Origin of the sequence: Occallatibacter riparius (genome assembly GCF_025264625.1) — a bacterium.
Taxonomy (GTDB): Bacteria; Acidobacteriota; Terriglobia; order Terriglobales; family Acidobacteriaceae; genus Telmatobacter; species Telmatobacter riparius.
Genome location: NZ_CP093313.1, coordinates 676470 through 700754, shown reverse-complemented (window position 1 = coordinate 700754; position 24285 = coordinate 676470). Strand labels below are relative to the sequence as shown.

At 60.1% G+C, this 24285-nt stretch carries 17 protein-coding genes; 8 read left to right on the top strand and 9 right to left on the bottom strand.

Annotated elements, in window-relative coordinates; all coding sequences use genetic code 11:
* Window positions 1-100 precede the first annotated feature (100 nt).
* The 3 genes from MOP44_RS02660 (at window position 101) to MOP44_RS02650 (ending at window position 3308) form a co-directional block, all read left to right on the top strand.
* Window positions 101-1501, top strand: a complete 1401-nt coding sequence (locus MOP44_RS02660; protein WP_260794351.1) for a PQQ-dependent sugar dehydrogenase — start codon at window positions 101-103, stop codon at window positions 1499-1501.
* 163 nt (window positions 1502-1664) lie between these two features.
* Window positions 1665-2519 (top strand): OmpA family protein, encoded by an 855-nt coding sequence (locus MOP44_RS02655; protein WP_260794350.1) that lies wholly within the window; start codon window positions 1665-1667, stop codon window positions 2517-2519.
* 87 nt (window positions 2520-2606) lie between these two features.
* Entirely contained in the window at window positions 2607-3308 is a 702-nt protein-coding gene (locus MOP44_RS02650; protein WP_260794349.1) for a potassium channel family protein, read from the top strand.
* Window positions 3309-3381: 73 nt separating this feature from the next.
* Here the strand turns inward: MOP44_RS02650 and MOP44_RS02645 are convergent, their stop codons facing one another.
* On the bottom strand, window positions 3382-5418 hold the full coding sequence (locus tag MOP44_RS02645; RefSeq protein WP_260794348.1) for a M13 family metallopeptidase: 2037 nt from the start codon (window positions 5416-5418) through the stop codon (window positions 3382-3384).
* Between the two features lie 108 nt (window positions 5419-5526).
* Window positions 5527-6921, bottom strand: a complete 1395-nt coding sequence (locus MOP44_RS02640; RefSeq protein ID WP_260794347.1) for a hypothetical protein — start codon at window positions 6919-6921, stop codon at window positions 5527-5529.
* A gap of 195 nt (window positions 6922-7116) precedes the next feature.
* Here MOP44_RS02640 and MOP44_RS02635 point away from each other — a divergent pair, with 195 nt between their 5' ends.
* The 3 genes from MOP44_RS02635 (at window position 7117) to ndk (ending at window position 11598) form a co-directional block, all read left to right on the top strand.
* A complete protein-coding gene (locus MOP44_RS02635; RefSeq protein ID WP_260794346.1) occupies window positions 7117-9102 on the top strand; it encodes an alkaline phosphatase family protein in 1986 nt (661 codons plus the stop codon).
* 97 nt (window positions 9103-9199) lie between these two features.
* Complete coding sequence (locus MOP44_RS02630; protein ID WP_260794345.1) at window positions 9200-11140, top strand: glycoside hydrolase family 125 protein; 1941 nt, start codon at window positions 9200-9202, stop codon at window positions 11138-11140.
* 41 nt (window positions 11141-11181) lie between these two features.
* On the top strand, window positions 11182-11598 hold the full coding sequence (gene ndk / locus MOP44_RS02625; RefSeq protein WP_260794344.1) for a nucleoside-diphosphate kinase: 417 nt from the start codon (window positions 11182-11184) through the stop codon (window positions 11596-11598).
* Window positions 11599-11728: 130 nt separating this feature from the next.
* Here ndk and MOP44_RS02620 read toward each other — a convergent pair whose 3' ends face one another.
* The 3 genes from MOP44_RS02620 to MOP44_RS02610 all read right to left on the bottom strand — a co-directional run bounded on the left by MOP44_RS02620 (window position 11729) and on the right by MOP44_RS02610 (window position 17247).
* Entirely contained in the window at window positions 11729-12385 is a 657-nt protein-coding gene (locus MOP44_RS02620; protein WP_260794343.1) for a YceH family protein, read from the bottom strand.
* Between the two features lie 90 nt (window positions 12386-12475).
* Window positions 12476-14869, bottom strand: coding sequence for a chitobiase/beta-hexosaminidase C-terminal domain-containing protein (locus MOP44_RS02615; protein ID WP_260794342.1), 2394 nt, complete (start codon window positions 14867-14869; stop codon window positions 12476-12478).
* A gap of 335 nt (window positions 14870-15204) precedes the next feature.
* On the bottom strand, window positions 15205-17247 hold the full coding sequence (locus tag MOP44_RS02610; RefSeq protein WP_260794341.1) for a Kelch repeat-containing protein: 2043 nt from the start codon (window positions 17245-17247) through the stop codon (window positions 15205-15207).
* Between the two features lie 418 nt (window positions 17248-17665).
* Here MOP44_RS02610 and MOP44_RS02605 point away from each other — a divergent pair, with 418 nt between their 5' ends.
* A complete protein-coding gene (locus tag MOP44_RS02605) occupies window positions 17666-19804 on the top strand; it encodes a radical SAM protein (protein WP_260794340.1) in 2139 nt (712 codons plus the stop codon).
* Window positions 19805-20011: 207 nt separating this feature from the next.
* Here the strand turns inward: MOP44_RS02605 and MOP44_RS02600 are convergent, their stop codons facing one another.
* From MOP44_RS02600 to MOP44_RS02590, 3 genes are all read right to left on the bottom strand, one after another.
* Window positions 20012-20986: an energy transducer TonB gene (locus MOP44_RS02600; protein WP_260794339.1), complete on the bottom strand. Its 975-nt coding sequence runs from the start codon at window positions 20984-20986 to the stop codon at window positions 20012-20014.
* A 317-nt stretch (window positions 20987-21303) separates the two neighbouring features.
* Entirely contained in the window at window positions 21304-21711 is a 408-nt protein-coding gene (locus MOP44_RS02595; RefSeq protein WP_260794338.1) for a type II toxin-antitoxin system VapC family toxin, read from the bottom strand.
* Window positions 21704-21895 (bottom strand): type II toxin-antitoxin system VapB family antitoxin, encoded by a 192-nt coding sequence (locus MOP44_RS02590; protein WP_260794337.1) that lies wholly within the window; start codon window positions 21893-21895, stop codon window positions 21704-21706. Before MOP44_RS02590 ends, MOP44_RS02595 begins: the two co-directional genes overlap by 8 nt.
* A gap of 279 nt (window positions 21896-22174) precedes the next feature.
* On the opposite strand from MOP44_RS02590, the gene MOP44_RS02585 reads away from it, so the two are divergent.
* Window positions 22175-22942 carry a hypothetical protein gene (locus MOP44_RS02585; RefSeq protein WP_260794336.1) on the top strand — a complete coding sequence of 256 codons (768 nt, stop codon included), beginning with the start codon at window positions 22175-22177 and terminating at the stop codon, window positions 22940-22942.
* A gap of 502 nt (window positions 22943-23444) precedes the next feature.
* Here the strand turns inward: MOP44_RS02585 and MOP44_RS02580 are convergent.
* Entirely contained in the window at window positions 23445-24206 is a 762-nt protein-coding gene (locus tag MOP44_RS02580) for a DnaJ domain-containing protein (RefSeq protein WP_260794335.1), read from the bottom strand.
* Window positions 24207-24285 lie beyond the last annotated feature (79 nt).

The following is a 24285-nucleotide window of genomic DNA, read 5'->3' as shown; positions in this document are numbered from 1 at the left end:
AAGAATAACACCGATGGTCAGGTGCGCGCGGCGACCCCACCCCCGCTCGGCCCCCGCCCAGCCGCAACGAGTTCGACAGCGGCCATCTAGACTATCCAATATGGGCTCGCCGCTCCCCTTGGCCATCGCTACTGCTCTTTTGCTCGCCCTGGGCAGCACCGCTCCCGGCGTTGCTCAACAGAAACAGCACACGCTCCCCTATGCTCCCGGCAAGTCGATCACGCTCTCGCTTCCCGCCGCCTTCGACATCGATATCGCCGCTAAAGGACTGCGCCGCGTACGCTTCTTCGCGCAATCGCCCGACGGCCGCATCTTTGCAACCGGCATGCACGACCTCTCTGACAACCACCTCGGGTCGGTCTTCATCCTCGACGAATGGAACGCGCAGACCGGCACCTTCGGCCGCATCACGCATTATCTCGATCACCTGCGCAATCCCAACAGCATCGCGTTCTGGACGGACCCCGCGACGAAGCAGACCTGGCTCTACGTCGCTCTCACTGACAAGCTGGTCCGCTATGAGTACCATCCCGGCGATCTCCATCCCGCCGCCCCGCCGCAGACGCTGATCCGGTTTCCCGACTACGGCCTGAACTACAAATACGGTGGCTGGCACCTCACGCGGACGGTCGCAGTCGGCCAGGTTCAAGGCACTCCCCGCGTCTTCATCGCAGTTGGATCGTCCTGCAATTACTGCCAGGAACGCGAAGCCGCGCGCGCCTCCATTCTCAGCATCAACCCCGACGGCAGCGACGCAAAGATCATCGCCCAAGGCGTGCGCAACGCTGTTGACTTGCGTTGGATCCCAGAGATCGACGGCGGTTCGCTCTTCGCAACGAACATGGGAGACGATCATCTCGGCGACAAGCTGCCAGACGACACACTCTTCCAGATCGACGCTAGCGCAAAGCAGCCTCTGAACTACGGCTGGCCCACCTGCTATTTCTCCAGCGGCACAGCAGTCCACGACGCCACTCCTCTGCCGTCGATGCACGATCCGGCGATGAAAGCGCGCACCGACGTCCCCCCACGCCATCCGCAGGACTCGGTATATGGAAAGCAAAGCGGCGTCGCGGAAGCAGGAACGAACCTCGCCGCAGGCGGCGGCCACACGGCCGAGCCCGATCCCAATGCGGCTCTTGGCCAAGCGCCGGCGCCGCTCGCCTCCTGCCAGTCGGTTCCCCAACCTTACGCATGGTTTACGGCGCACAGCTCGCCACTAGGATTGGAGCGCTTCTCCGACACCGACACCAACCTCAACGGCAGCTTCCTCGTAGCACTGCATGGCGCGAGCCACCCCAGCATCGGCACCGGCTACCGTGTGGTGCGAATCAGCGCAGACCGCAATCCGCAAGACTTCATCACCGGTTTCCTCACGATCAAAGACGGCAAGCCAACCGTGCACGGTCGGCCCTGTGGCCTCTTCCGCATCGGTCCCGATGCCTTTCTGCTCACCGACGACTACCTCGGCCTCGTGTACTACATCCATCCGCACGCCTGATCGCCTCTCTGGTAAAAGTGCGAGTGGCTTCTACCGCCCGCTACCGCCACGCTCTCTATAAGCAGGAAAGCCGCCGGAGCAACGCGTGCCCCCACCCAGAGGCGTGCATTCCCGGCTGGTCCTAAACCAACTGAACCAACTTGAAGAAGAGGCGGAGAGAACCATGTTTCATGCGCGCGTGCTCAGATCCTTTACCGCGGCTGCTGCAGTCATCGTCCTGGCAGGGGCGAGCATTGCGGCTTCGGCTCAGCAGACCGAAGCCAACGGAATCATCAAGACGCGGAGCGGCGAGCAGCTGACTCTGCAAAACAAAGACAACACAGAAACGACCGTCGTGCTCACTGACAGCACGGATGTGGGACAAGCGCAGGGGATGCTGAAGAAACGCTCCAAAGCAATGTCGTTCGCTTCGCTGATCCCGGGACTGCCGATCAAGGTCAAAGGAGTCCTCAACGACCAGAATCAGCTCGTCGCACAGACCATCCGGTTTAGCGGCGATGACCTGAAGCAGGCCAACGCGATCCAGGCGGGAATGCACGAAACAAATCAGCAGGTCGCGGCCAACCAACAGGAGCTGACCAAGCAGAATGCGGCCATCCAGGAGGCGGTTGCGCGGTTCGGTCAACTGGACGACTACTACATCTTGGATGAAGTCACGATTCTTTTCGCGAACGGCAAGACCAACGTTGAACAGCAGTACGTTCCGCAGTTGCAGGCGCTCGCGCAGAAGGCGCAGAACGTTCAGGGATACATGATCGAGATCAAGGGGTATGCGTCCGCTGTCGGAAATGCGGCCAAGAACCAGGAACTGAGCGAGAAACGCGCCGACAACGTCTCGACGATTTTGATCCAGCAGTGCAAGATTCCGCTCACACGCATGCTGGCGCCAGGCGCGATGGGCGTCACCGAACAGGTGGGCGATAACCAAACCAAAGAAGGGCAGGAGCAGAATCGCCGCGTCGTGGTGCGCGTGCTGCAGAACAAGGCCATCGCCGGAACCGCAGCCAAAACCAGCTAGTCAACCGGAAGGGAAGCGGCTCTTGGACGGCACGGGAAACATCTTCCAGCCCTTGCCGCTTCCCCTTCGTTTTTCTGTGATCATCCGATGACGCAAGACCAGCACTCAAGCCTGTTTCGTAAGTTCTTCGGACCCGCAGGCATCTTGAACCGCGAGCGGCGCTCCAAGCTGCTGCTCGCCTCCATCGTTCTCTTTTACATACTGCCCGCGCTCTCTGAGAATCGCTTGATCGGCAAGATCGCGATCATCATAGTGCTCTATGTCGCTCTGGTCGCTTCCGCCATGGAACTTGCGGAGAAGCGCACCATCTTCTGGACCGCCATCCCGCTCGCCCTGCTGTCCATGATCTCTCTGGCGCTGAGCCAGTCACTGCCTTACCAATGGCTCGACCTTGCCAGCCGGATCGCCTTGGCCATCTTCTTCTTCTTCGTCTCCGTCAGCCTCTTCGTGTACCTCGGCAGAGCCGGAGGCACAGAAAAAGGAGGCATGTATGTCTCGGTAAGCCTCTATTTCCTGCTGGGCATGTGCTGGTTCGCAATCTACGGCGTGCTCAACATCGTGCAGCCGGGCTCGTTCACGCAGGGCGGCGCTCCCATGCCCGAGCCAGTTCCCTGGAGCACCTTCCTCTACTTCAGCATGACCACGCTCACCACCCTGGGCTACGGAGACATCGTCGCCGTAAAGCCGGCCGCCCGCATGTGCACCACTCTTGAAGCCGCAGCCGGCGTCCTCTACGTTGCCATCACCGTCGCGCGCCTTGTCGCCTCGCGCCAGGAACAGAAGGAATAGCCTGCGAGGTACGCTCGCAGCAGCAAAAAAGGCGTCCCATGAGGGACGCCTTTTCGTCACACCCAACCGCGCCTTACCAAATGCGGCACGGCTTTTCCGCCACCATCTTGCTGCCCTTCTTGCAACTGAAGCTCTTCGCAAATTCCGGCAGATCGCTGAGCACTACGTTACTGCGATACTCATCCGGCGCATGCGGATCAGTTTGCGCCTGCGTCCGCAACTGCTCCGGCCGCGTCTGCGTGCACCACTGCTGCGCATAAGCAATCCAGAAGCGCTGCTCGGGCGTGTAGCCGTCCGTCTTGTCGTCCATGTCGATGTGCGCGGCATTCGCCTTGTCCTGCCACGCAATCCACGCCAGCCACAGGCCGCCCAGATCGGCGAGATTCTCTCCCAGCGTCAGCTTCCCATTCAGATGCACCCCGGGAACCGCCTCAATCGCGTCATACTGCTTCACCATGCACTCGGCGCGGTCGTTGAAGTCTTTCTCGTCGTTCTTGGTCCACCAGTCCTTGAGGTTGCCGTCCTTGTCATACTGCCGGCCCTCGTCGTCGAAGCCATGCGTGAGCTCATGCCCCACTGTCGATCCCATGTCCCCATAGTTCGCCGCGTCGTCTTCCTTGTCACTGAAAAATGGCGGCTGGAAATATCCCGCCGGGAAGTTCACATTATTCTGCTGCGGATCGTAGTACGCATTCACCGTCGGCGGCGACATATACCACTCCGCCTTGTCCACCGGCTTGCCGATCTTCGCGATCTCGCGGTCGAAGTTGAACTGCCGCACGCGCTGCTGATTGCCGAATGGATCGCCTCGCACAATCTCCAGCTTCGAGTAGTCGCGCCACTTGTCGGGATACCCGACCTTGTTCATCACCGTCTTCAACTTTTCCTTCGCCTTGGCCTTCGTCTCCGCGCTCATCCAGTCCAGCGAGCCAATGTCCTTGCCCATCGCGTCTTCAATCGAAATCGTCATGGTCAGCGCACGGTCCTTCGCCTCGGGCGGGAAGTACTTTGCCACATACACCTGCCCCAGCGCCTCGCCCATCTCGCGATCCACCCGGCTCGTGCAGCGCTTCCATCGTTCCTGCTGCTTCTCCGCGCCATTCAAAATGTGTGCGTAGAAATTCCAGCTCTCCGTCTCAAACGCCTCAGGCATCGACGTCCCCGCGTATGCATGGATCACATGCCACCGCAGATAGGTCTTCACCTCATCCAGCGGAGTGTCCGCCAGGATGCGGTTAAACTCCGCCATGAACTTTGGCTCGTTGTCATTCGCCTTCCCGCTGATCGGCGTCCGCGCCGCGCGGTTGTACTCGGCCAGCGAGAAATGCGACAGATCGTTATCCAGCGCTGCAACGGTGGTCGGGTGATCCAGATTATGCGGATCGCGCTGCTCAGTGATCGTCAGTGACGTCTTCGCGAGCCGCGTCTCCAGATCGAGCACCGTCTGTGCATCTTTCCCCGCCTGCGCCTCGGGCTCGCCTGCTAGCGTCAACATCTTCGTCACGTGCGCCACGTACTGCTTGCGCTGCTCCACGGACTTGGCATCCGTGCGCGTGTAATAATCGCGCTCCGGCAGGCCCAGCCCCGATGCGAAATAAAACAAGATCACCTGGCTCGCATCGGCAAAGTCTTGGTTCGAGCTCATCGCGAAAAACGCGCTCACGCCCGAGCGATGCAGGTGCCCCAGCAACTCCGGCAAATCCTTCATCGACTTCAGCGCGGCCACGCGATCCAGTTCTGGCTTAAGCGGCGTGATCCCAGTCTTGTTGATTGCCTCCGTATCCATGCAGCTCGCATATTCGTCGCCGATCTTCTGCTCGTTCGAACTGCGCAACTCCGGGCCGGCCGCCGCCGCGGTTTCCAATATCTGCCTCAGATGCAGGCGATTCAGCTCATAGAGCTCCGTGAACCGCCCATACGAAGTCTGATCCGCCGGCAGCGGATTCTTCTTGAACCAGCCATTGCAACTGAACTTGTAGAAGTTATCGCACGGGTCTACCGTCGTATCGAGCAGCGAAGAATCAAACACCTTCAACTCAGAGGGCGAAGCCGTTGTCTGTGAGCCTGACGGCGAAGACGTGCTGTCCTGCCCAAACAGAGGAGAAACCATGAGAGCGGCAAGGAGTAAGGAACAGCGAAGCGATTTGGAACAGTAGCTTTGCATGCCGAAACTCTAGCAGATGCTGCGCTGGATGGCGCACGCCGAGAGTGCCACCGTTCAATTGAAGTTGTTTTGCTCGATGATCCAGTGCACTCCGCGGTTGCGAAGCAGGAATCGTGAGTCGTCTTCGAGATGCAGCGCGATGGAAACTGGCGAACCATTGATCTCGCCCTGGATAGCGAGCCGAGATGGGTTGGCGCGCTGAAAATCGAGCGTGCACTTCCATGCTGAATCCCGGTCATCGGTGAACAGGATAGATCCCTTCTGCGGATCGACCTTCACCTGCACCGTATCCAGTAACTGGGCGCCCTGCTTGTTCTTGAGCAAAATCACCGCAGTCTTGTTGTCTTCAAACACAAGTCGTTGCCATCGTTCGCTCTCTGCGGGAATCTGCAGTACATCACGAATTTTCGGCGTCAGCAACGGCCCGGATGATTGCCCATTCACGGTAAACGAGTCAATATCCCAGATCCCGTAGAGAGGGCTCCGATCGGCTGCTCTCGCCTGAACGCGCCCATACGCGCGGTACCCGAAAAACATGAAGAAGAAGAGTAGGAAGGTTCCCAGAACCGGCACGGATAATTGCGCAGCGAGATCGATCCATTTGCAGCGTGCCAGGGGTATGCAGGGCACCGCCTGCGTTGAACGGTTAAAAATCAGCAAGTCGGCCAGAGGTTTCATGCGATCGGCGAGTAGGAACAAGGCGAAGAGAGCGAAGTGCGCGGAGAGTGCCTTGACACCGACGTCGTAGCTCAGATCCATGAAAACGACGTTTGTCATCGCGCCAAGCACAACAATCGCACCAAGAGCCACCGTCTGCGGAAACAGGAGCAGAATGCCTCCCAGTGTCTCCACGCATCCGGCAAAAATCGTGTACACCGGCGAAGCGGCCATGAAGTTCCACATGAGCGTGGGCGGCGACATCTCGCCGAAAGGCCGTGCGAGATCAGCAAGCGTCAGCCGGCCGAACTGAAGCATAAACATCTTGTCTGACCCATAAGTGAACATCATCGCGGCCAGCAAGAGTCGCACCGGAAGACGAATCCACGCATACAGCCTCTTGTAGTGAGGCCGTTTCCGATCGAAAAGCGACCAAACGACAGTAGCCAATGCAGCCAGGAGTAGTTCGCAAAAAACAAGCGTGTATTCGTACGTGGTGTCGCCGCTGCCGTTCTGGTTGAAATCCATAGCCGAATGGAGATGCAGCACGTGGTGTCCAAACCACGGAACCACAACATGCCACAGCGGCGCGATGAAACCGCTGGGCATCCTGTGACGGCCTACCATGACCAGGAAAAACCAGAGAATCTCGAGAACGTACAGCCCGTACAGGACTAGATAGGAAAAGACGAAGCGGAACCCTATCCGGCTAACGAGACTCCAGCGGGCAGCATCAAGCGCGCCCTCATGGGCGCCTTGGGCCGGAGACACGACCTGGACCTGCCCGATCATCGGATGTGACAGCCATAATACGGAATCCAATTACCTGCCAAACAGCAAAATCTTCTTGACCCTGCTCGAAGAGTTCACAGAAATGCCGCCTGATTTTATCCGCTCATTCAAGGACCACGCAGGGCTGCCCAAATATGCTCCGGATGTTCGCGGATTTCCGATTCGCCGCGAAACAACTGATCCCCGGAGCGTGCGATGAAACTGATCCCCCTTCAGTCCATCTGCCTCAGGAGCGGCACAGCGATTCTGGCTGGGCTGCAAGTGTTTGCGGGCCTTCCCACGCCCGCTCTCGCGCAAGCCTCTCAAAGCACCGACGCAAAGACCACATCACCCATCAAGCACGTCATCGTGATCATCGGCGAGAACCGCACCTTCGATCATGTCTTCGCCACTTACAAGCCAAAGGGGGATCAGCACGTCGATAACCTGCTCTCCAAACACATCATCAACGCCGACGGCACTCCGGGCCCGCACTACTGGCGAGCCCACCAGGACAAAGCAATCGACATGCAACCAGAGGACTACGAGATGCCGATCCCCTATGGCAAGAGTCCTTACAAGGTGCTTCCTCCCCCTCTCGTCGGCGGCCCCACCAAGCCTTACATCTCCTCGCTGGCTGAAGCGAAAGCAATCGAGAACGGCCTGCCCGACGATCAGTACTACACCTATCTCACAACCGGCGGCACCGGCCTTCCCGCAAAGACCATCGACACCCGCATCCCCAATGCCACCAGCCTGCCTCCTGGCCCCTTCCAGCTCACGCCCGGCGTGCCTTATGACGCCTACGCGGCCAGCCCCGTGCACCGCTTCTATCAAATGTGGCAACAGCTCGACTGCAATCCCTGGCGCGCCACGCGCTGGAACAACAGCGGCTGCCAGTCCGATCTCTTCCCATGGGTTGAAGTTACCGTTGGCGCTGGTTCCAACGGCAAACCCCAGCCCTCCGGCTTCAACGACATGAGCACCGGCGAAGGCTCCACGTCCATGGGCTTCTACAACGTGCAGCAGGGTGACGCGCCTTACCTCAAGTACCTCGCCGACAACTATGCGATGAGCGACAACTTCCACCAGGCAGGGAGCGGCGGAACAGGCATCAATCACATCCTGCTCGGCTATAGCGACGACATTTACTTCAGCGACCCGCAAGGCAATCCCGCCACGCCTCCCGCAAATCAGATCGAGAATCCCAACCCGCAGCCCGGCACCAACAACTACTACACGCAGGATGGTTACAGCGGCGGCAGCTACTCCAACTGCTCCGATCCGAATGCGCCCGGCGCTTCCGAGATCCTGCAGTACGAAGCCAACCTGCCCTATCACATCGATCCCAAGTGCCAGCAGGGCGCCTATTACATCCTCAACAACTACAACCCCGGATACTTCGGCAACGGCAACGTGGCCTACGGCGATCCCAAGACGACCGCATTCACCATCCCGCCGGTCACCACGCGCAACATCGGCAATGCGCTGCTTGATAAGAACATCTCGTTCAAGTACTACGGCGACCAGTGGAATCGCTACGTGAACGATCCCTACGGTCAGGATCCCACTGACATTTACTGCAACATCTGCAACTTCCTTCAGTACTCCACCTCGTTCATGACCGATCCTGCGGTGCGCGACGCGCATATCCAGGACACCACCAATCTCTACAGCGATATCCAGAACGGCACGCTACCCGCAGTCTCCTGGGTAAAGCCCAGCGGCCTGCTCGATGGCCACCCGGCCTCATCGAAGCTCGACCTCTACGAGGGCTTCGTCAAAAAGATCGTCGACATGGTGCAGTCCAACAAGGACCTCTGGTCCAGCACCGCAATCTTCGTCACCTTCGACGAAGGCGGCGGCTACTATGACTCCGGCTACGTGCAGCCCGTCGACTTCTTCGGCGACGGCTCCCGCGTGCCCATGATCGTGGTCTCGCCCTTCACGCAGGCCGGCCACATCTCGCACGAATACACTGACCACGTCTCCCTCAATAAATTCATAGAACGCAACTGGCGGCTGAAGCCGGTAACCATGCGCAGCCGCGACAATCTGCCCAACCCGCGCGTCGACGACAACAACCCGTACGTGCCCACAAACTCTCCCGCCATCGGCGACATGTTCGACCTCTTCGACTTCGGCGGCCACAATCACGGCCCCGATCATGGTCAGGATCACGGCCACGGCATGGGTCGCTGAACCAGCCCGCGAGCGGAACAACCACGGCGCGCTTCGATCAGAAGCGCGCCGTCCTGCGTGAAGCCCAACACAAAGCCAGTTCTGCGAAAATGGCGGCATGAAATTGCGGTTCCTGCTTTGCCTTGCTGTAGCGCACGTAGCTCTGGCGCAAAACGCGGTTCCCGTAAAGCTCGCTTCGTCGGACGTCATCCCCACCGGCAACGAGTGGATTGCTCTGCCCACCATCCGCGCCGTCGATGGCGCCATCGACAACTTCAACGTGCTCTCCATGCGCGATCGCGGATTGCTCGAAGTCACCGGCGGCGGCGGCCAACCAGTGCTCGAGCCCTACTTCGCAATCGACGGTAAGCCGCTCGAATTCCGCAACCCCGAGTGGACGCTGCACTCCTGGTGGATTCCGAAAGCAACGCTAACCAAAGATGGAATCACCGCGACTCTCATGTGGTGCGCGCCTCCAGGCGTGCGCGCCGCGTTTCTCAGCCTGACCATCACCAACAACAAGACCTCTGCGACAAAGGTCACGCTCGGTTTGCGCGCCCGCTTCGGCGCTCTCAATCGCGTCACCTACACGCCCGTTGAATTAAAAGGCGAACTGCGAGGCGCACCCGCTCCCTGGACCGGCGGCTCAGGCGAAGTCTTCTCCTTCGTCACGTCTGACACGCATTTCGCGTGGACCCTCCTGCATCCCGGCTCCCAAGCCGACGTGAACGGCCCGCCGGTCACCAGCGGCCCCTCTTCTGACACCTCCCAGACCCTCACCCTCGAACCCGGAAAAACAGCAGAGGCACACTTCGCTATCGGCGTCGGCCTCGAGGAGTACTCGGCCACGCAATCCGCAAAGGCTCTCGCCGAGACCATCGACCGCGAAGGCGTCAAGGGGGTTCTCAACGACGCAGCAACGTGGTTCTTACGGCGCACGCGCACAACGGGCCGTGCCGATCTCGACATGCTGATGAACCGCAACCTCCTCTTCACCCGCATGTATGCCTGGGGCAAGGCGCTCGACACCGAACAGGTAGTCGGCATCACCTCGCGCAGCCCGCGCTATTACGTCTCCGCGGCCTACTGGGACCGCGACGCCATGTTGTGGAGCTTCCCCGCGCTCCTCGACACCGACCCCGACATGGCCCGCTCCGCCCTCGAGTATGCCCTCTCCGTGCAGCTGCGCAACACCGGCACGCACAGCCGCTTCATCGACGGCGTCGTGCTCGAAGACGGACTCGAACTCGACGAAGCCGATGCCCCCGTCACCGCGCTCTACGCTTATCTCGCAGCCACGGCAGACTTCGCCTTCATCAAAAAGCATCGCGCTGATTTGGATTTCCTGCAGCGGAACATCCTGACCAACTTCGTGCCCGAGACGGGTCTATTCATCACGCTCCACGATCCCCAGGATGAGTACCGCAAGCAGGGCTATTCGACATACGACAACGCACTCACATGGCTCGCTCTCAAGGATCTATCCCAGATCTACGGGCGTCTCGGCGACGCAGCAACGAGCCGCGACATGGCCGCGCGAGCCGATGCCTTACACGCCGCCATCCTGAAACTCTGCGTCACCCAAAACGCCCCCGGCGCCGACGGCCCCATCCTCGTATCGGCCACCGATGGCTCCCCGGCCAGTAAAGACCCCATCCTCGCCGACGTCCCTCCCGGCTCGCTCCTCAAGCTTCCATTCCTCGGCTTCGTCTCCGAAGACGACCGCATCTTTCAGCGCACGTATCGCTGGCTTCACTCGCCCAACTATCAGTGGTCTTACAGCGACCAGCCCTTCGGCCTCCCCGGTTCCTACCGTCTGCCGTTCACAACCTCGTGGAGCGTCGCCGACCATCTGCGCCTTAAATCCGGTCGCGACCAGGCGATGAAAATACTCCTCGGCAGCGACTGGGATGGCGGCATCATCACGGAAGGCGTCAGCGCCTCAACCGGCAAAGCAGACCAGGCCGGCCGCGCCTTCGCCACCGCCGCCGGCTACGTAGCCGACGCCATCTGCACCGCCTTCTGCAGCCCTCCGGCCACTGCCGCCTCGACCCGATAAAATCGAGGAGCAGGGAATTTTCCCCATAGGAGCAAGACAGAGTGGCGCAGCGCACATTCAGCATCGTCAAGCCCGACGCGGTCCGCAACGGACACACCGGAGCCATCCTCGCCGAGATCGAGAAGGCCGGTTTCAAAATCGTATCCATCAAAAAGCAGTCCATCTCCCAGGACCAGGCCAAGGGCTTCTACGCTGTCCACAAGGAGCGCCCCTTCTTTGAAGGCCTCACCAAATTCATGTCTTCTGGCCCCATCGTCCTCATGGTTCTTGAGAAGGACAATGCAATCGCCGACCTTCGCAAGCTCATGGGCGCAACCAACCCGGCCAACGCCGAAGAAGGCACCATCCGCAAGAAGTTCGCCACCGACATCGAGCAGAACGCCATCCACGGCTCCGACGCCGAGGAAACCGCCGCCTTCGAAATCGGCTACTGGTTCGCCGGCTACGAACTCGTCTAAACAGAGGATCTGGTCACTTCCTCCCGTAGGGAGGAAACGAGAATAGCCCAGGCCGGAGCGCGCAGCGCGACGTCCTGGGTCAGGGTTCGCATTAGATTCACGCCGTCCCGTAGGGCCGGCGTGACTTTATCTACCCAAACAAATCCTCAATCTTCTTCCGCAACTCCGCGACTTCTTTGCGCAACTCCTCCACCGAAGCCTCCAACTGCGCTATCCGCTCGTCGTGCTCCGGGCTGGAAACCACGCTCACCTCAGGCCCCACAGACCCCGCCGTCCCCGAAACCGCCCCCGACAGCAACTGCGCATACCGAGCCTCCCGCGACCCCGCCTGCCGCGGCAGCACTGCCACCAGCGCCGGCTCGCGCTGCATCAGCTTCTCGAGGCCCGCAACCACATCGCTGATCTCTTCGAATCGATGCAACCGCTCCGTCCGCCCGCGCAGCTCGCCCGGCGTTTGCGGCCCCCTCAGCAGCAGCACGCACATCAATGCCGTCTCCGCACGCGAAAAGTTGAAGGCCTCGCCCAGCCAGTGCTCATATTTAGTCACGCGGCTGTCCGCCCCGCGCGCCCGTCCCGCCAGCCGCAGATCCTCCAACCCATGCAGCGCCTGCCGCACAGCATCCTCATCTAGGTCCATCACCGGCTCGCGGTTCGACCGCTGATTGCACGCATTCATCAACGCATTCAGGCTCAGCGGATAGTAATCCGGCGTGGTCACTTCCTTTTCGACGAGCGACCCGAGCACCCGGGCCTGCGCAGCGGTCAGAACAAACGGCTCATTCGGCATGAGACCATTCTCTACGTCTTGCCTCGTCTTCGCGAGGATCGATGAGCACCACGAGCTCGACAGGCGACGAATCGACAGCCGCCTAAGCCGTCAAGGATTGACAGTAAGAGTGACTTGAGCCGTCTGCTGCAGTCTTCCCGCTTTGGCACTGACGGTAACCGTGGTTGTCCTCGATTTCACTGTGAAGCTGCTGCACGCCGTAAGCAGCACCAAGCCAAACGACAGCAGCAGCGCGGGAATCCAGAACGTGCATGGGCGGCGCTTTCTCCAGAAGAGAAGCGCTCCGGCCCCTGCGACGGCTGCGCCGGGTAGCAAGGGTGTTCGTTCCATGGGCCCATTCGACGCGACCGCGCGCGCAGCAATGCCGAGTTGTGATGTGACCGGAGCGCCTGATGGCTTGATTGTGCCGGGACTGAAGGTGCACGCTGTCCCGGAAGGCAAGCCCGAGCAACTGAAGCTGACAGCGGAACTGAATCCATTTTGCGGAGTCACTGTCAGCGTCGTCGTTCCCGTCCCGCCGGACATCACGGTGATCGTAGAGGGTGATGCAGAGAAGGTGAAGCTCGGCGGCGCACTGGCTGCACTGATTGTGTAAGTGGCGGAGGCAGTGAGGCTGGGTGCGTAGCCGCTGGCAGTGGCGATCGCCTTGAGCGTCTCCGTTTGGGAGACCGAGACCGGGTTGGTGTATCGCGCAGAGTTGGTCCCCGGAGCGGATCCGTCGGTTGTGTAGTACACAGTCGCGCCGGGAGTCACGTCGCTGATGGTCACGGTCTGCGCCGATGTGTAGGTTCCCGTTGGCACGGAGAAGGTCGGAGTTGCGGCGACCGGCAGGTTGATCACGTAGCTGGCGGAGACGGCAGAAGATTGCAAATAACCCGAGCCGGCAGCAATGGCGGAGATCGTCTGCGACTGCGTTACGGTGATGGGGCCGTTGTAAACAGTCGCGCTGACCGTGGGAGTTGAACCGTCGGTGGTGTAGTAAATAGTCACGCCGGGCGTCACGGACCTCAACTTGACTGACAACGCGCTTGTGTAGGTACCTGCGGGCGGCGAGAACGTGGGAGGAGCAGCGCGATCCGCGCCGTCGATCAGATACTCCCAGACGTCGCTCATGGCACCGGATTGATAGTTGTCGATCCTGTACGAGCCACCGAAGAACCAGAGATTCCCGGATGGGCCGGACCAGGCGGCAACCCCAATGCGGTTCCCCGGATCATTGGACGACCCGACGCCGAGGGTGCCGAACGAAGCAAGGCCGCCAATCAGATCGCTGCCGGTCATCCAGGTCCATTCGTCGGTAGCCGGATTGAACCTCCACAGATCATTCAGGAAACCACTGCTGAAAGCCCAGTCCGCATTGGTCGAGCCGAATCCATATCCGCCAAAGAGCCAGAGGTTATCGTCCTGATCCATCCAACCGGCTGCGGAGTTGCGTCCTCCTGGATGGTTGGCGGAAGAAGAAACCCCCTTCGTTCCATAGACACCGGCCTGACCGCCGTAGGTTCGCGTGCCTATAGTGTCGCTTCCGCTCACCCATTCCCATTCGCCGGTGGAGGGAGCAAATTTCCAGAGATCATTCAGTTCGCCTCTGATGTGGTTTGAGCCATAGCCGAAACCGCCAAAGAGCCAGAAGTTGCCGTTTGAATCGGTCCAGACGGTGGACTCCTCACGCGCGCCCGGAAGATTTGAACTGGATGGAGTGAGCAGGGTGCCGTAGATGCCTGCATAACCGCAACTGTCGTTCAACGTGCAGTCAGATGGCAAAGAGCTGTTACCGCCCATCCATGTCCATTCATGGGTGGAAGGGCTGTACTTCCAGAGGTCGTTTTCGTACCCTCCCCAGCCGTTGAGATAGACAATGTAGATGCGGCCGCCGAACATCCAGAAATTGCCGCTAGCATCGGTCCAGCCCAGCGCATCGGAACGCCCTCCGGGAACGTTGCTCGCCGAGCTAGTGCCAAGCGTGCCGTAAACGCCCGGAGGCCCGCAACTGTTCGTGGACGGGCAGGTGGGAAGAACGTTGGAGCCGCCCATCCAGGTCCATTCAAAAGTAGTGGTATCGAACTTCCAGAGATCGTTCAGATATCCGTAGTTTCCAGCCGAATCCTGGCCTTCGCCCCCGAATAACCAGAAATTGCCGTCCTTGTCTTTCCATGTGGCAGAACCGCTCCTGAGGCCGGGCACGTTGGCTGGGGCCGCGACACCGAGGGTGCCATAAACGGCTGCCTGAGAGGGGGTGTTCGGCCCGGCCATCCACGCCCATTCCATCGTGCTCGAATTGAACTCCCACACGTCGCTGTAGCCCACGCCGCCGCCGAAAATCCAGAGGTTTCCCGAGTTATCGGTCCAGGAGGCCATTCCGGAGCGGCTCCCAGGATTAGCCGCGGGGGAGGAAACCCGCAGGGTTCCAAACACAGGATTGATGTTGAACTCATTGCTGCCTTTCTGCCATACCCAGTCGCCGGAGCCGGTCGAGGCACTCATCGCTGGCGCAATGATGACTGAAAGCAAGAGCAGAGCGAAAATAATCCGGAAGCGGCGCAGCATATTGAGAACCCTTTTTGGGTCCGTGATTCGGCCGATTCCCGTCTTCCGCAACCCAAACCGATGAGCTGCCCAGAGCAAGGATTCGAAGCCTCACACGTGACGCAGTTCCCTGACAGTCAGTCAGCAGCAACTGTCTGCAAGGCGATGTATGGATGAAATGACTATACGGCATAACCGCGCCGTTGTATGGGAAGCCGTTTAAGGATGATCACCGGCTCGCGGTTCGACCTCTGATTACAGGTATTCATCAAAGAACACGTCAGTGCGTCACGTCAGTGCGTCACAGTCAGCGTCAGCGTAGTCGCCTGATTCAGCGATCCCGAAGCAGCCGTAATCGTGACCGTGGCAACCGTGGGCTGCGTCGGCGGAGGCTGCGGAGGCGGCGTCGGCCCAGAACTCTTCGCCGTGGCGCCGCTGCCACACGCCGTCACGCTCGCCAGCAGCCCCAACAGCAGCACCGCCTGCAGCCACAGCCGACCGCGCCTCCGCCCGCCAAGCCAGAAGAATCCCACCAGTCCCAGCGCCACTAGCGGAAGCAATGGCCGCACCACATGCCCGTGGTTCGCAGCCTGCGCGCTCGCAGCAGCCGATGCGCTTGAAGTGATCGTGAGCTGCGTCTTCACCGCGCTGCCCGCGGGCGTCACACTCGACGGAGCGAAGCTGCACGTTGTTCCCGCTGGCAGCCCCGCGCAGGAGAAAGTCACCGCCGCTGCAAACCCATTCTTAGGGGTGATCGTCAGCGCCACCGTCCCGTGGCCTCCCGCGCTGATCGTAAGAGCATTCGAGTCCGATGCCAGAGTGAAAGTCGGCGCCAGCTGCTGATAGACCCAGAGATCATTCAGCGGCGCGTTGACTCCGCTCTTGTCCACGGCCTCGCCGCCAAATATCCAGAAGTTCCCGTCCTTGTCGCTCCAGCTCAACCCTGAGTCCCGGCTGCCCGGCATGGTGATCGCGGCGCCAGCTCCGAGCGTCCCGTATACGCCCCGTTGCCCGCCGAGCTGGCACGCGCCGCCGGCATCCTTCGTCACGCACTCAAACACGTTGCTGCCCGAGATCCACGCCCACTGCCGTGTGCCAATATTGAACGCCCACAGGTCGTTCATCTTGTTGATGGCCTCGCTGGGGTTGTTCCTTCCTCCGAACAGCAGCAGATCTCCTGACGCGTCCACCGCTCCCATCGACCCCTCGCGTCCGCCCGGAACATTTCCCGCTGCAAACTGGCCCAGCTTTCCATACACCCCGGATCGCGCACACATCAGGCCGGGGTGATAGCAGTTCTCCGTCCCCACCGAACTGCTCCCGCTCATCCACGTCCACTCATGCTTTCCAGGGTCGTACGCCCACAGGTCGTTCAGATAGCCGCGCAACCCATCGGCGCCCACCCCGTCGCCTCCAAACAGCCAGAAACGGCCCTGCTTATCCGTCCAGCTCGCGACATTCAGGCGCGCGGCCGGCACATTACTCGACGAGGCGGCGCCGAGCGTCCCGTAGCGCCCTGTGTCATTCGCCGTTGCACTGCCCCCCATCCATGTCCACATACCGCTCGTGGGCTCGTACTTCCACAGATCATTCAGGATTCCGTCGCATCCCCCGCCGCCGAACAGCCAGAATGTGCCGTCCGCGCCGGTCCACGCCCCCCCCCGCATGCGCCCCCCGGGAGTATTCGCCGTCGAAGGCACACCGAGTGTTCCGTAGCTCGGCTGCGAGCATGCCCGTTTGCTGTTATCGGCAAGATGGCTGTCGCCACCCATCCACGTCCACACTCCTCTTGCCACGTCGAACTTCCACAAATCATCCAGCGTGCCGATGAACCCCTGCGCGTCGAATCCCCTGCCGCCGTAGAGCCAGAGATTTCCATCCACATCCGTCCACGCCGCGCCCGACTCCCGGCTTCCCGGGGCATTATCCGCAGCCGCCACCCCCTGCACGCCGTAAACCCCGGGCGCGTTCGTGTTGCTCCCGCTCATCCATGTCCACTGGTTCGTGGCAGGATCGTACTTCCACAGATCGTTGTTGTGAGTATTCGCCAGCCCCAGCGTCGAGTAGTTGCCTCCCCCGAATAGCCAGAAACTCCCGCTCCGATCCGTCCACGAAATCGCCCCCGCGCGGATATCCGGAACATGCGCCGCCGAAGGAACCCCCTGGGTCCCGAACTCCCCCTGTACCGGGTTATACGTAGAACCTCCGCCCATCCACACCCACTGATTCGCTTGCGCCGAAACCTGCATCGCCGCGCCGGCAAAGACGGCGCACACAACCAGCGCGCAACACAACCGGCCGCATACGCGCAACGGGTTAAGCAAGGATTGCCTCATGCCAACCTCGGCAAGATGAAGTGATATCGGGTTCCCGAGGAAACGGGAACGGGGGAGAAATGAATTGTAGCCCCATTCCATCAACTCTGGCTGGCAAACCTGAATCCTCTCGGCGGCCCGCGAACCTAAGTTTCACACCAGCAACTACTTGCAATCCACAGGAACCAGCCGAAAAGCCCTTCCCATTCCCTGCACAATCTCGCCATTCAGCTCCCTATATCCCCATTCGCTGCAGCCCCCTTTGGTTGACGAGCCCGGGCGGCTAGCCTAGCAATGAATTCTTGCCTCCACCTTTCCGCCACGCGGGGGAATGGGGGCGGACCGAGCGGTTCTTCCGATACCTCGACTTTCAGCGGCCACCGTGGCCGCCCGCAGTGACCGGACGCCGGAATCAATTCTTTGAAGGAGATCGCAACAAATGGCCAAAGCGATGAAGTACGCAGAAAAGGTCGCAGTCTACGCGGCAAAGGGCGCCTGGTCCGTCTTCGAACGGGTCAACCGCATCAGCCCCAACCCGTCCTTCACTCCCAAGTGGAGCGACAAGCCGCTGCTGAAGTCCTATCAGAAAGAGAAGCCCCCGTTGGGCTGGCCGCGTACGACTGACTCGCTCTGCCCCAAGTGCGTCCCTGAGATCCGCCAGCAGATCCTCGATGGCAAGCTGCCCCACGAAGTCCTCCTCAATGAGAAGGTCGGCGAAATCAAGGCCCAGATCATCGAGCGCGACGGCAAGATCCTCATGGTCAAGGACTGCCCCAAGCACGGCCACTTCGAAGACGTCATGTCCATCGATCCGGCCTTCTTCAAGCACCTTGAAGAGTCCTTCCCCGGCCGCGACATCCGCGCTCACGGCGAGACCAGCGACAAGCTCCACAACCACGGCACCTCCACCGTCACGCACGGCCGCGGTTCGGTCCTTACCATCGACCTCACCAACCGCTGCAACATGATGTGCGACCCCTGCTTCATGGACGCGAACCAGGTTGGCTTCGTCCACGAGCTCACCTGGGACGAAATCAAGACCATGCTCGACAACGCCGTGAACATGAAGCCCCGGCGTCAGATGAGCGTGCAGTTCTCGGGCGGCGAGCCCACCCTCAGCCCCTACTTCCTTGACGCCGTCGCCTACTCGCGCAAGGTCGGCTACAACTCGGTTCAGGCCGCCTCCAACGGCATCGAGTTCGCCAAGTCCAAGGAGCTCTGCCGCGCCGCTGCTGAAGCCGGTCTCCGTTACGTCTACCTTCAGTTCGACGGCATCGGCAACGCCGCGAACAGCCACCGCAAGGTCGGCAACCTGTTCGATGTGAAGCTCCAGGCCATCAACAATCTGCATGAAGCCGGCGTTGAAATCGTCCCCGTGACGACCATCATCAACGGCATCAACAACGAGCAGGTCGGCCGCATCATCAACTTCGCGCTCGATAACCCCAAGAAGATCAGCTTCCTCTCCTTCCAGCCCGTCAGCTTCACGGGCCGCGACGAGGAAATCTCCGACGAGCGCCGCAACGCCCAGCGCTACACGCTCTCGCACATGGCGCACGACATCAAGAACCAGTGCGGCTTCGGCGTTCCCGAGCGCGACTGGTTCCCCATCTCCTTCATGTCGACCTTCTCTGACTGGGCCGACCTCGTTCACGGGCCCTCGGCCGAGTGGGGCCAGCTCTCCTGCGGATGCCACCCCAACTGCGGCATCGGCATGGCCCTCATGATCGACAAGGAAACCAAGGAAGCCGCGCCCGTCACGGCCTTCCTCCACATGGATCAGGTCGCCAAGGACCTCGCCAAGGTCAACGACGCTGCCCGCGGCAAGTGGCTCTCGGTCATCGGCTTCGGCCTCGCGCTCCTGCGCAACTACGATCCCTTCCAGGCGCCCACCCACTTCAAGATCACTGACATGCTCAAGAAGATGGACAAGACCTTCAACGCCACCGGCAAGAACTACGGCTCGGTCAAGGGCGACCGCACCATGGACGACATCCAGAAGCGCCGCCAGGACCGCTGGAACTTCCTCTTCATCGCCGGCATGTGGTTCCAGGACCTGTTCAACTACGACTTCCGCCGTACCGAGCAGTGCATCATCCCCTACGCCACGCAGGAAGGCGAAATCAGCTTCTGCGCGTATAACACCGGCATCGGCTGGCGCAACATCATCGAGAAGATGCACATGACCGCGACCCTCACCAAGTGGTATGAGGAGCACGGACGCCATGAAATCTTCGCCGGCGGCAAGAAGGTGGCCATGAGCGAAGTTGGGCACACGCTCAACCTCAACATGGAGCACGTCAACTCCGAAGCCAACCACACCCTCGACGAGCTCGGCATCGCCAAGAACGCCCGTGAAGAGCGCATCCGCGCCCGCAACGCCAAGTCGGCCACCGAGCAGATTAAGTCAGACGCCGAGAACGCCAAGATGGCCAAGCTCTACAACGAGCACATCCTCGGCATCAAGCCGCAGGAAACCGGCCTGGTCTCCCTCGACCAGATCCGCCCCGCAAGCAACAACGCCGCCAGCCCCGTCAACCGCCACCGCGAAGAGAAAGACCTAGTCGCCGGCGACTAATCACCAACATTACTCAGGGGAGAACAAGGGCCGCCCGCCAGGGCGGCCCTTTCGTGTTGCAGTCCTGCATTGCCATAGGGTTGTCATCCTGAGCGAAGCGAAGGACCTGCTTTGAGCGGCTCGTAGAAGCTGTCCCCGTCTCAGTCCGCACGAGCCGCACGCCCGCATCTCCTCGCGGGATGTAAGGACCTGGCCAGCAACTAGGGTTTAATGCATCCCGACACCAAGCTCAATATCCATTTCGGCAATCACTGGCTCTGTTCCGCACATCGCCGGCTTGTATTTCGAGTGCTTGACTGCGTCAATGACTATGTCGTCCATAACCGGACCGCCGCTTTGCAGCACATGCAGGCCGCCCACCTTCCCATCAGCGAGGACGGTTATTTCCACCTCGCTACTGCCATTCAGGCCGGTCCTGCCGCCAAGAGCTAGTACAGGCTCGCTGACCATGGAGGGCGGTTGAAAGTTCGGGCATTCGCGGCGCTCAATCGCGCCTTGCGGGGGCACCAGCAGCTGCGGGTCGAGCGGCGTCTGTCTCAACTCGATAACGTTCGCACTGATGATCGTTCTTCCGTTTTTCAGGAACTCCAGCCTGTGTGGATACCGATGTCCTGCGAAATCGGCAAAATCGCTAAACTGCTTTCTGTACACCCGGTCCTCGCTCCATTCCCAACTCTCGCTCATGATGTCGCGGGTGCCTACATCCGTACATATCTGATGGCGGGGGCTACTCTTGAACTCCCGCCGCTCCGTCTCCATGCACTTCACTGTGACGCCGCTCTCTATGTGCTCCTGGTCTTTCTTGACCACAAGCTTGTCGTAATTCTTCGCGACGTGCAGCAGGTCCATCAAGTCGCGCACCTGTTTCGGCGTGAATCCTGTATTGCTCAGGGTGTAGCTCTTTTCGCCGTCCTGGAATTTAATCTCCTCAATTGGTCCGATCTTCAGCTTGCTCCACCAGCGATCCTTCGCTTCCCATTGCAGGCGCAGGTGCCCTTGCCGGGGCATGTCGAACTCGGCGGTGAAATCCACATCCATCGCAAACGGGCGGGCAGAATCCTCAAAAAGTCTCGCTTGGCGCCCGGCCGAGGCAAGCAGGTCCTGGGCCCCGGTCTTATCCATCGCAAATAGTGCGCCCGGCCCCATGACGATAGCAGCCAGCAAAAACGTGGATCTGATCATGGCGGCGACCTTACCGCAGGCGGAAAGACACTTCTGTGACACTCGATACAGGGCAGGTGGTCCACTCACCAACCTCAGCTTCAGCACTTTCGCAGGTCTGTGCCCCGTTCATCGCGTTCTTTGCGATGAGCGGGAGGTATGCCGGCCTCCACAACACAGCGGGCTTACCACAGGCGCCGTAGGCGCACAGTTCATCAGCCCCGCGTTTCAACGTGGGGAAGCCAGTCCCAACATGATCCGCGAGTCCCGTAAGGGACGATGGAAAGCAGCGTCCGCCCAACCGCATTTTCGCGGCTTGGAATCTGATCCGGGATCACCTACCATACTTCCAACTTGAAATCCCTGTACTCCCGAATCAATTCAAAATCCGCGCGATTCGACGTAATCAGCCGAGCACCATGCGATTGCGCCGTCAGCGCAATCAGCACATCGAAGTGCAGGTCGCGAAGCTTTGCAGGCTCGAATCCATGCCGGGCACGCAGATGGGCGAGAATCTGGCCGGAGTCGATCCACTGTTCCGTGCTCGGAGTCAGAACCGGGTAGTCTTCCTCAAGTTCCAGCACCAGCTCCCGCTCCTCTACACTCGTTGCGCCTCGCCAAAGCTCCGCCAGCACCACCGCCGAGTTCCTGATCGGTACGTCAAGGCGGCCAAAGCGCTCGGCGTGCCGTCCGGTGCGGAACTGGTCCAGCAGCACAGAGGAGTCAAACATAGCAATCTCACTCATCGGACCCTTCGAACTTATGCTTCCCGCCGTGTTTCTTCATCAGGTTCTTGAAATCTTGGAGTTTGACGATCTCTTCAAGGGCCCGATGCACCGCTTCGGTGCGGGTTTTCACGCCGAGGACCTTGGCGGCCCTATCCGCCAGCCTCTTGTCCAGCCGTATTGACGTCAGCGGTGCAGTCATCATCAGCCCCCGTATATATAGAGTCTGACTCTGATATATATGGACGTCAAGTATCCCGGCGCTCTGGCAGGTGCCACTCATCACCTCAGCTTCAGCACCTCCGCAGGTCTGTGCCCCATTCATCGCGCTCCTTGCGATGACTAGAGACGATCCCGGCTGACAGCCCCTTCGAACTAATCCTTGTCACCCGATCCACCCTCCTGTAGAGTGGTCCCAAACCAGCAGTCATCCTGCCCTTCGCATCCGCACTTCACGTGCGGGTTGCAGATGGAGCCCCGCAGCATGGCCGAAGACACCCCGTCCCGCACCGATGTGGTCCTCGAGCGTCTCTCCAAAATCGCCGGCATCCTCGTGCCCGTCGTCATCGCGGCCGTGGGCGCCGCATACACCATCCAGAAAGATAACAGCGACAAATTGAGCCGGGATGCTCAGGAGAAGCAGGACACACAGCAGCGCATCTTCGATAACGCGCAGAAGCGCTACGCCAATCTGGCAGCTCTCTTGCCGCTCCTCACCAGCGATAAGGCAGACACAGTCAAAATGGCGGTAGAGGTTTACACCGCCGAGACCAAAGACCAACAGGCCCCAACCGAGTTGCAGGTAACCATTCTGCAGCTCCCCAACAAGTTCCCGGAACTGGCCAGCGTAGTGCGGCAAGCCGCGGACGCGGGCCGTGAACAGCAGAAAAGCCTGTGCAGTTCAAACCCCGATGGCCTCTACATTCAGGTGGCCAACTCGACCGAGCAACTGGACCGAGGCCGCGGACTCGCGAGCTCGCTTAACAATGGCAGTCTCCCGCTGCCATTGCAGGGTGTACAGCGCATTGATCAGGGGCCTCTCGTGAACCAGCTTCGGTACTACTTCAGCCCTGAGAACAACGACGCCGCTACGAAGGTGATCGATGCCCTGAAGCCGCTCGATGTAGGCCAGGTGCAGAAGCAGGATCTGAGCCCCAGATATCTGAAGGCCGGCTGCGCGCCTCCCCGTGTCTTCGAACTCTGGATCGGTACCTCCACCCCACTCGCCCCGCAGTTTGCCCAACATCGGTGAGTGAGCGAATCAATCCCACTTGCCCCGCAAGTCCCGGAGCGCCGCTGGAAAACCGCCTCCACCCAACCGCAACTTCGTTCAGAATGTGATCTGGAATACGTGCCACAGCAGCGCACTCGCCCACGGCATTAGCAGCCTATTTATCAAGAAGTACAATTGGGCGATCTATGTTATAACGACTTGTTTTGCGGCTATGGGATTTAGTAGAAGGATAATTTAAATATAATCTGTAGCTTAGGCCCGTTTTTGGCGAATATACGGAGAAGTAAAAACAGGGGGAGGGGTAGCTAATTTTCTAGTAACCCCAGTTATGCATTAGTTAACCAACTCTCTTTCGTTCTTTAGCAAAGGAGACACCACTCCTTGCCTCCGATGGTAGGGGATCTGGACCGCTGTGTATGTGATGGCGATCACGATCGATTCGATTGCTGCCTCGTGCACATCCGAGGGCGGAACGAAGTTCTGCCCCGAGTGCGGCAACAAGCTGGGATAGCCGGACGAATCAGTCCGTCGAGCGCCGTCCACCCGTGGAGTTACCCCGGCGGTTTCCCCCGTTTTTCCGGCGATCCGGCATTCCGGGGTGCCATCGCGTATCCGGCGTCAGCTCGTTAGGCAGAATGATAGGCGTCTGACCCGGTCCAGCTTGCGTCACCCGCGCGGCCGCCGGCTTCGAGTGCCGCGCACCTTCCGCAATCGCTTTGAGACCGACCGCGTCTGCGTTCGAAAATCCGGATTCTGCCGTCAACATCTTGTTCAATGTGGGGATATTGATCCGTTGCGCCTCCACAAAGTCCACACCGTCGGCCGTCAGCGTGTATTGCGCATTGTCCGTGCGAGTCAAATACTGCTTCTTCACCAGGTACCAGAGTGTGAAGTCGAGGTAGTCACGAGGGAAACCCAGGCGGTCCTCGATGTCCATCAGGCTTACCTCCGGCACGTCGGGCCTTGTGCGTCGCCGGCTATAGAGCACCGCCAGAACCGCCAGCCTTCGATTCAACTCACCTTCCAGGTCATCCATGAAGTCAACGGACGAGGAGAGCGGCTCCACTTCGACGAGCTGGTTCCTCCGCGCCGCGTCGTATTCAGCGCGCTTTCCCGGGTCCGACAGCACGTCATACGCCGACTTCACCAGGCAGAAAAGGCTGGAATCTCCCGACTTCGGGTTGTCCGGATGGAAACGGGCCGCCAGGTAGCGGTACACCCGATGGACCGTCTCAGCATCTGCATGAGGGCTGATTTGCAGAAATTCGTAGTAATCGATCATTCCGTCTAGCTATCCGGCTCCATTGAGATAGGACTGAAGCCGGCTCCCGAATCCGCGACATCCGCACCCAAACAGCCGT

Excerpts from the sequence above, each read along its gene's own strand:
- MOP44_RS02660 (WP_260794351.1), top strand. The coding sequence starts at position 101 with ATGGGCTCGCCGCTCCCCTTGGCCATCGCTACTGCTCTTTTGCTCGCC.
- MOP44_RS02655 (WP_260794350.1), top strand. The coding sequence starts at position 1,665 with ATGTTTCATGCGCGCGTGCTCAGATCCTTTACCGCGGCTGCTGCAGTC.
- MOP44_RS02650 (WP_260794349.1), top strand. The coding sequence starts at position 2,607 with ATGACGCAAGACCAGCACTCAAGCCTGTTTCGTAAGTTCTTCGGACCC.
- MOP44_RS02645 (WP_260794348.1), bottom strand. The coding sequence starts at position 5,418 with ATGGTTTCTCCTCTGTTTGGGCAGGACAGCACGTCTTCGCCGTCAGGC.
- MOP44_RS02640 (WP_260794347.1), bottom strand. The coding sequence starts at position 6,921 with ATGATCGGGCAGGTCCAGGTCGTGTCTCCGGCCCAAGGCGCCCATGAG.
- MOP44_RS02635 (WP_260794346.1), top strand. The coding sequence starts at position 7,117 with ATGAAACTGATCCCCCTTCAGTCCATCTGCCTCAGGAGCGGCACAGCG.
- MOP44_RS02630 (WP_260794345.1), top strand. The coding sequence starts at position 9,200 with ATGAAATTGCGGTTCCTGCTTTGCCTTGCTGTAGCGCACGTAGCTCTG.
- MOP44_RS02620 (WP_260794343.1), bottom strand. The coding sequence starts at position 12,385 with ATGCCGAATGAGCCGTTTGTTCTGACCGCTGCGCAGGCCCGGGTGCTC.
- MOP44_RS02615 (WP_260794342.1), bottom strand. The coding sequence starts at position 14,869 with ATGAGTGCCTCGACCGGCTCCGGCGACTGGGTATGGCAGAAAGGCAGC.
- MOP44_RS02610 (WP_260794341.1), bottom strand. The coding sequence starts at position 17,247 with ATGAGGCAATCCTTGCTTAACCCGTTGCGCGTATGCGGCCGGTTGTGT.
- MOP44_RS02605 (WP_260794340.1), top strand. The coding sequence starts at position 17,666 with ATGGCCAAAGCGATGAAGTACGCAGAAAAGGTCGCAGTCTACGCGGCA.
- MOP44_RS02600 (WP_260794339.1), bottom strand. The coding sequence starts at position 20,986 with ATGATCAGATCCACGTTTTTGCTGGCTGCTATCGTCATGGGGCCGGGC.
- MOP44_RS02595 (WP_260794338.1), bottom strand. The coding sequence starts at position 21,711 with ATGAGTGAGATTGCTATGTTTGACTCCTCTGTGCTGCTGGACCAGTTC.
- MOP44_RS02590 (WP_260794337.1), bottom strand. The coding sequence starts at position 21,895 with ATGATGACTGCACCGCTGACGTCAATACGGCTGGACAAGAGGCTGGCG.
- MOP44_RS02585 (WP_260794336.1), top strand. The coding sequence starts at position 22,175 with ATGGCCGAAGACACCCCGTCCCGCACCGATGTGGTCCTCGAGCGTCTC.
- MOP44_RS02580 (WP_260794335.1), bottom strand. The coding sequence starts at position 24,206 with ATGATCGATTACTACGAATTTCTGCAAATCAGCCCTCATGCAGATGCT.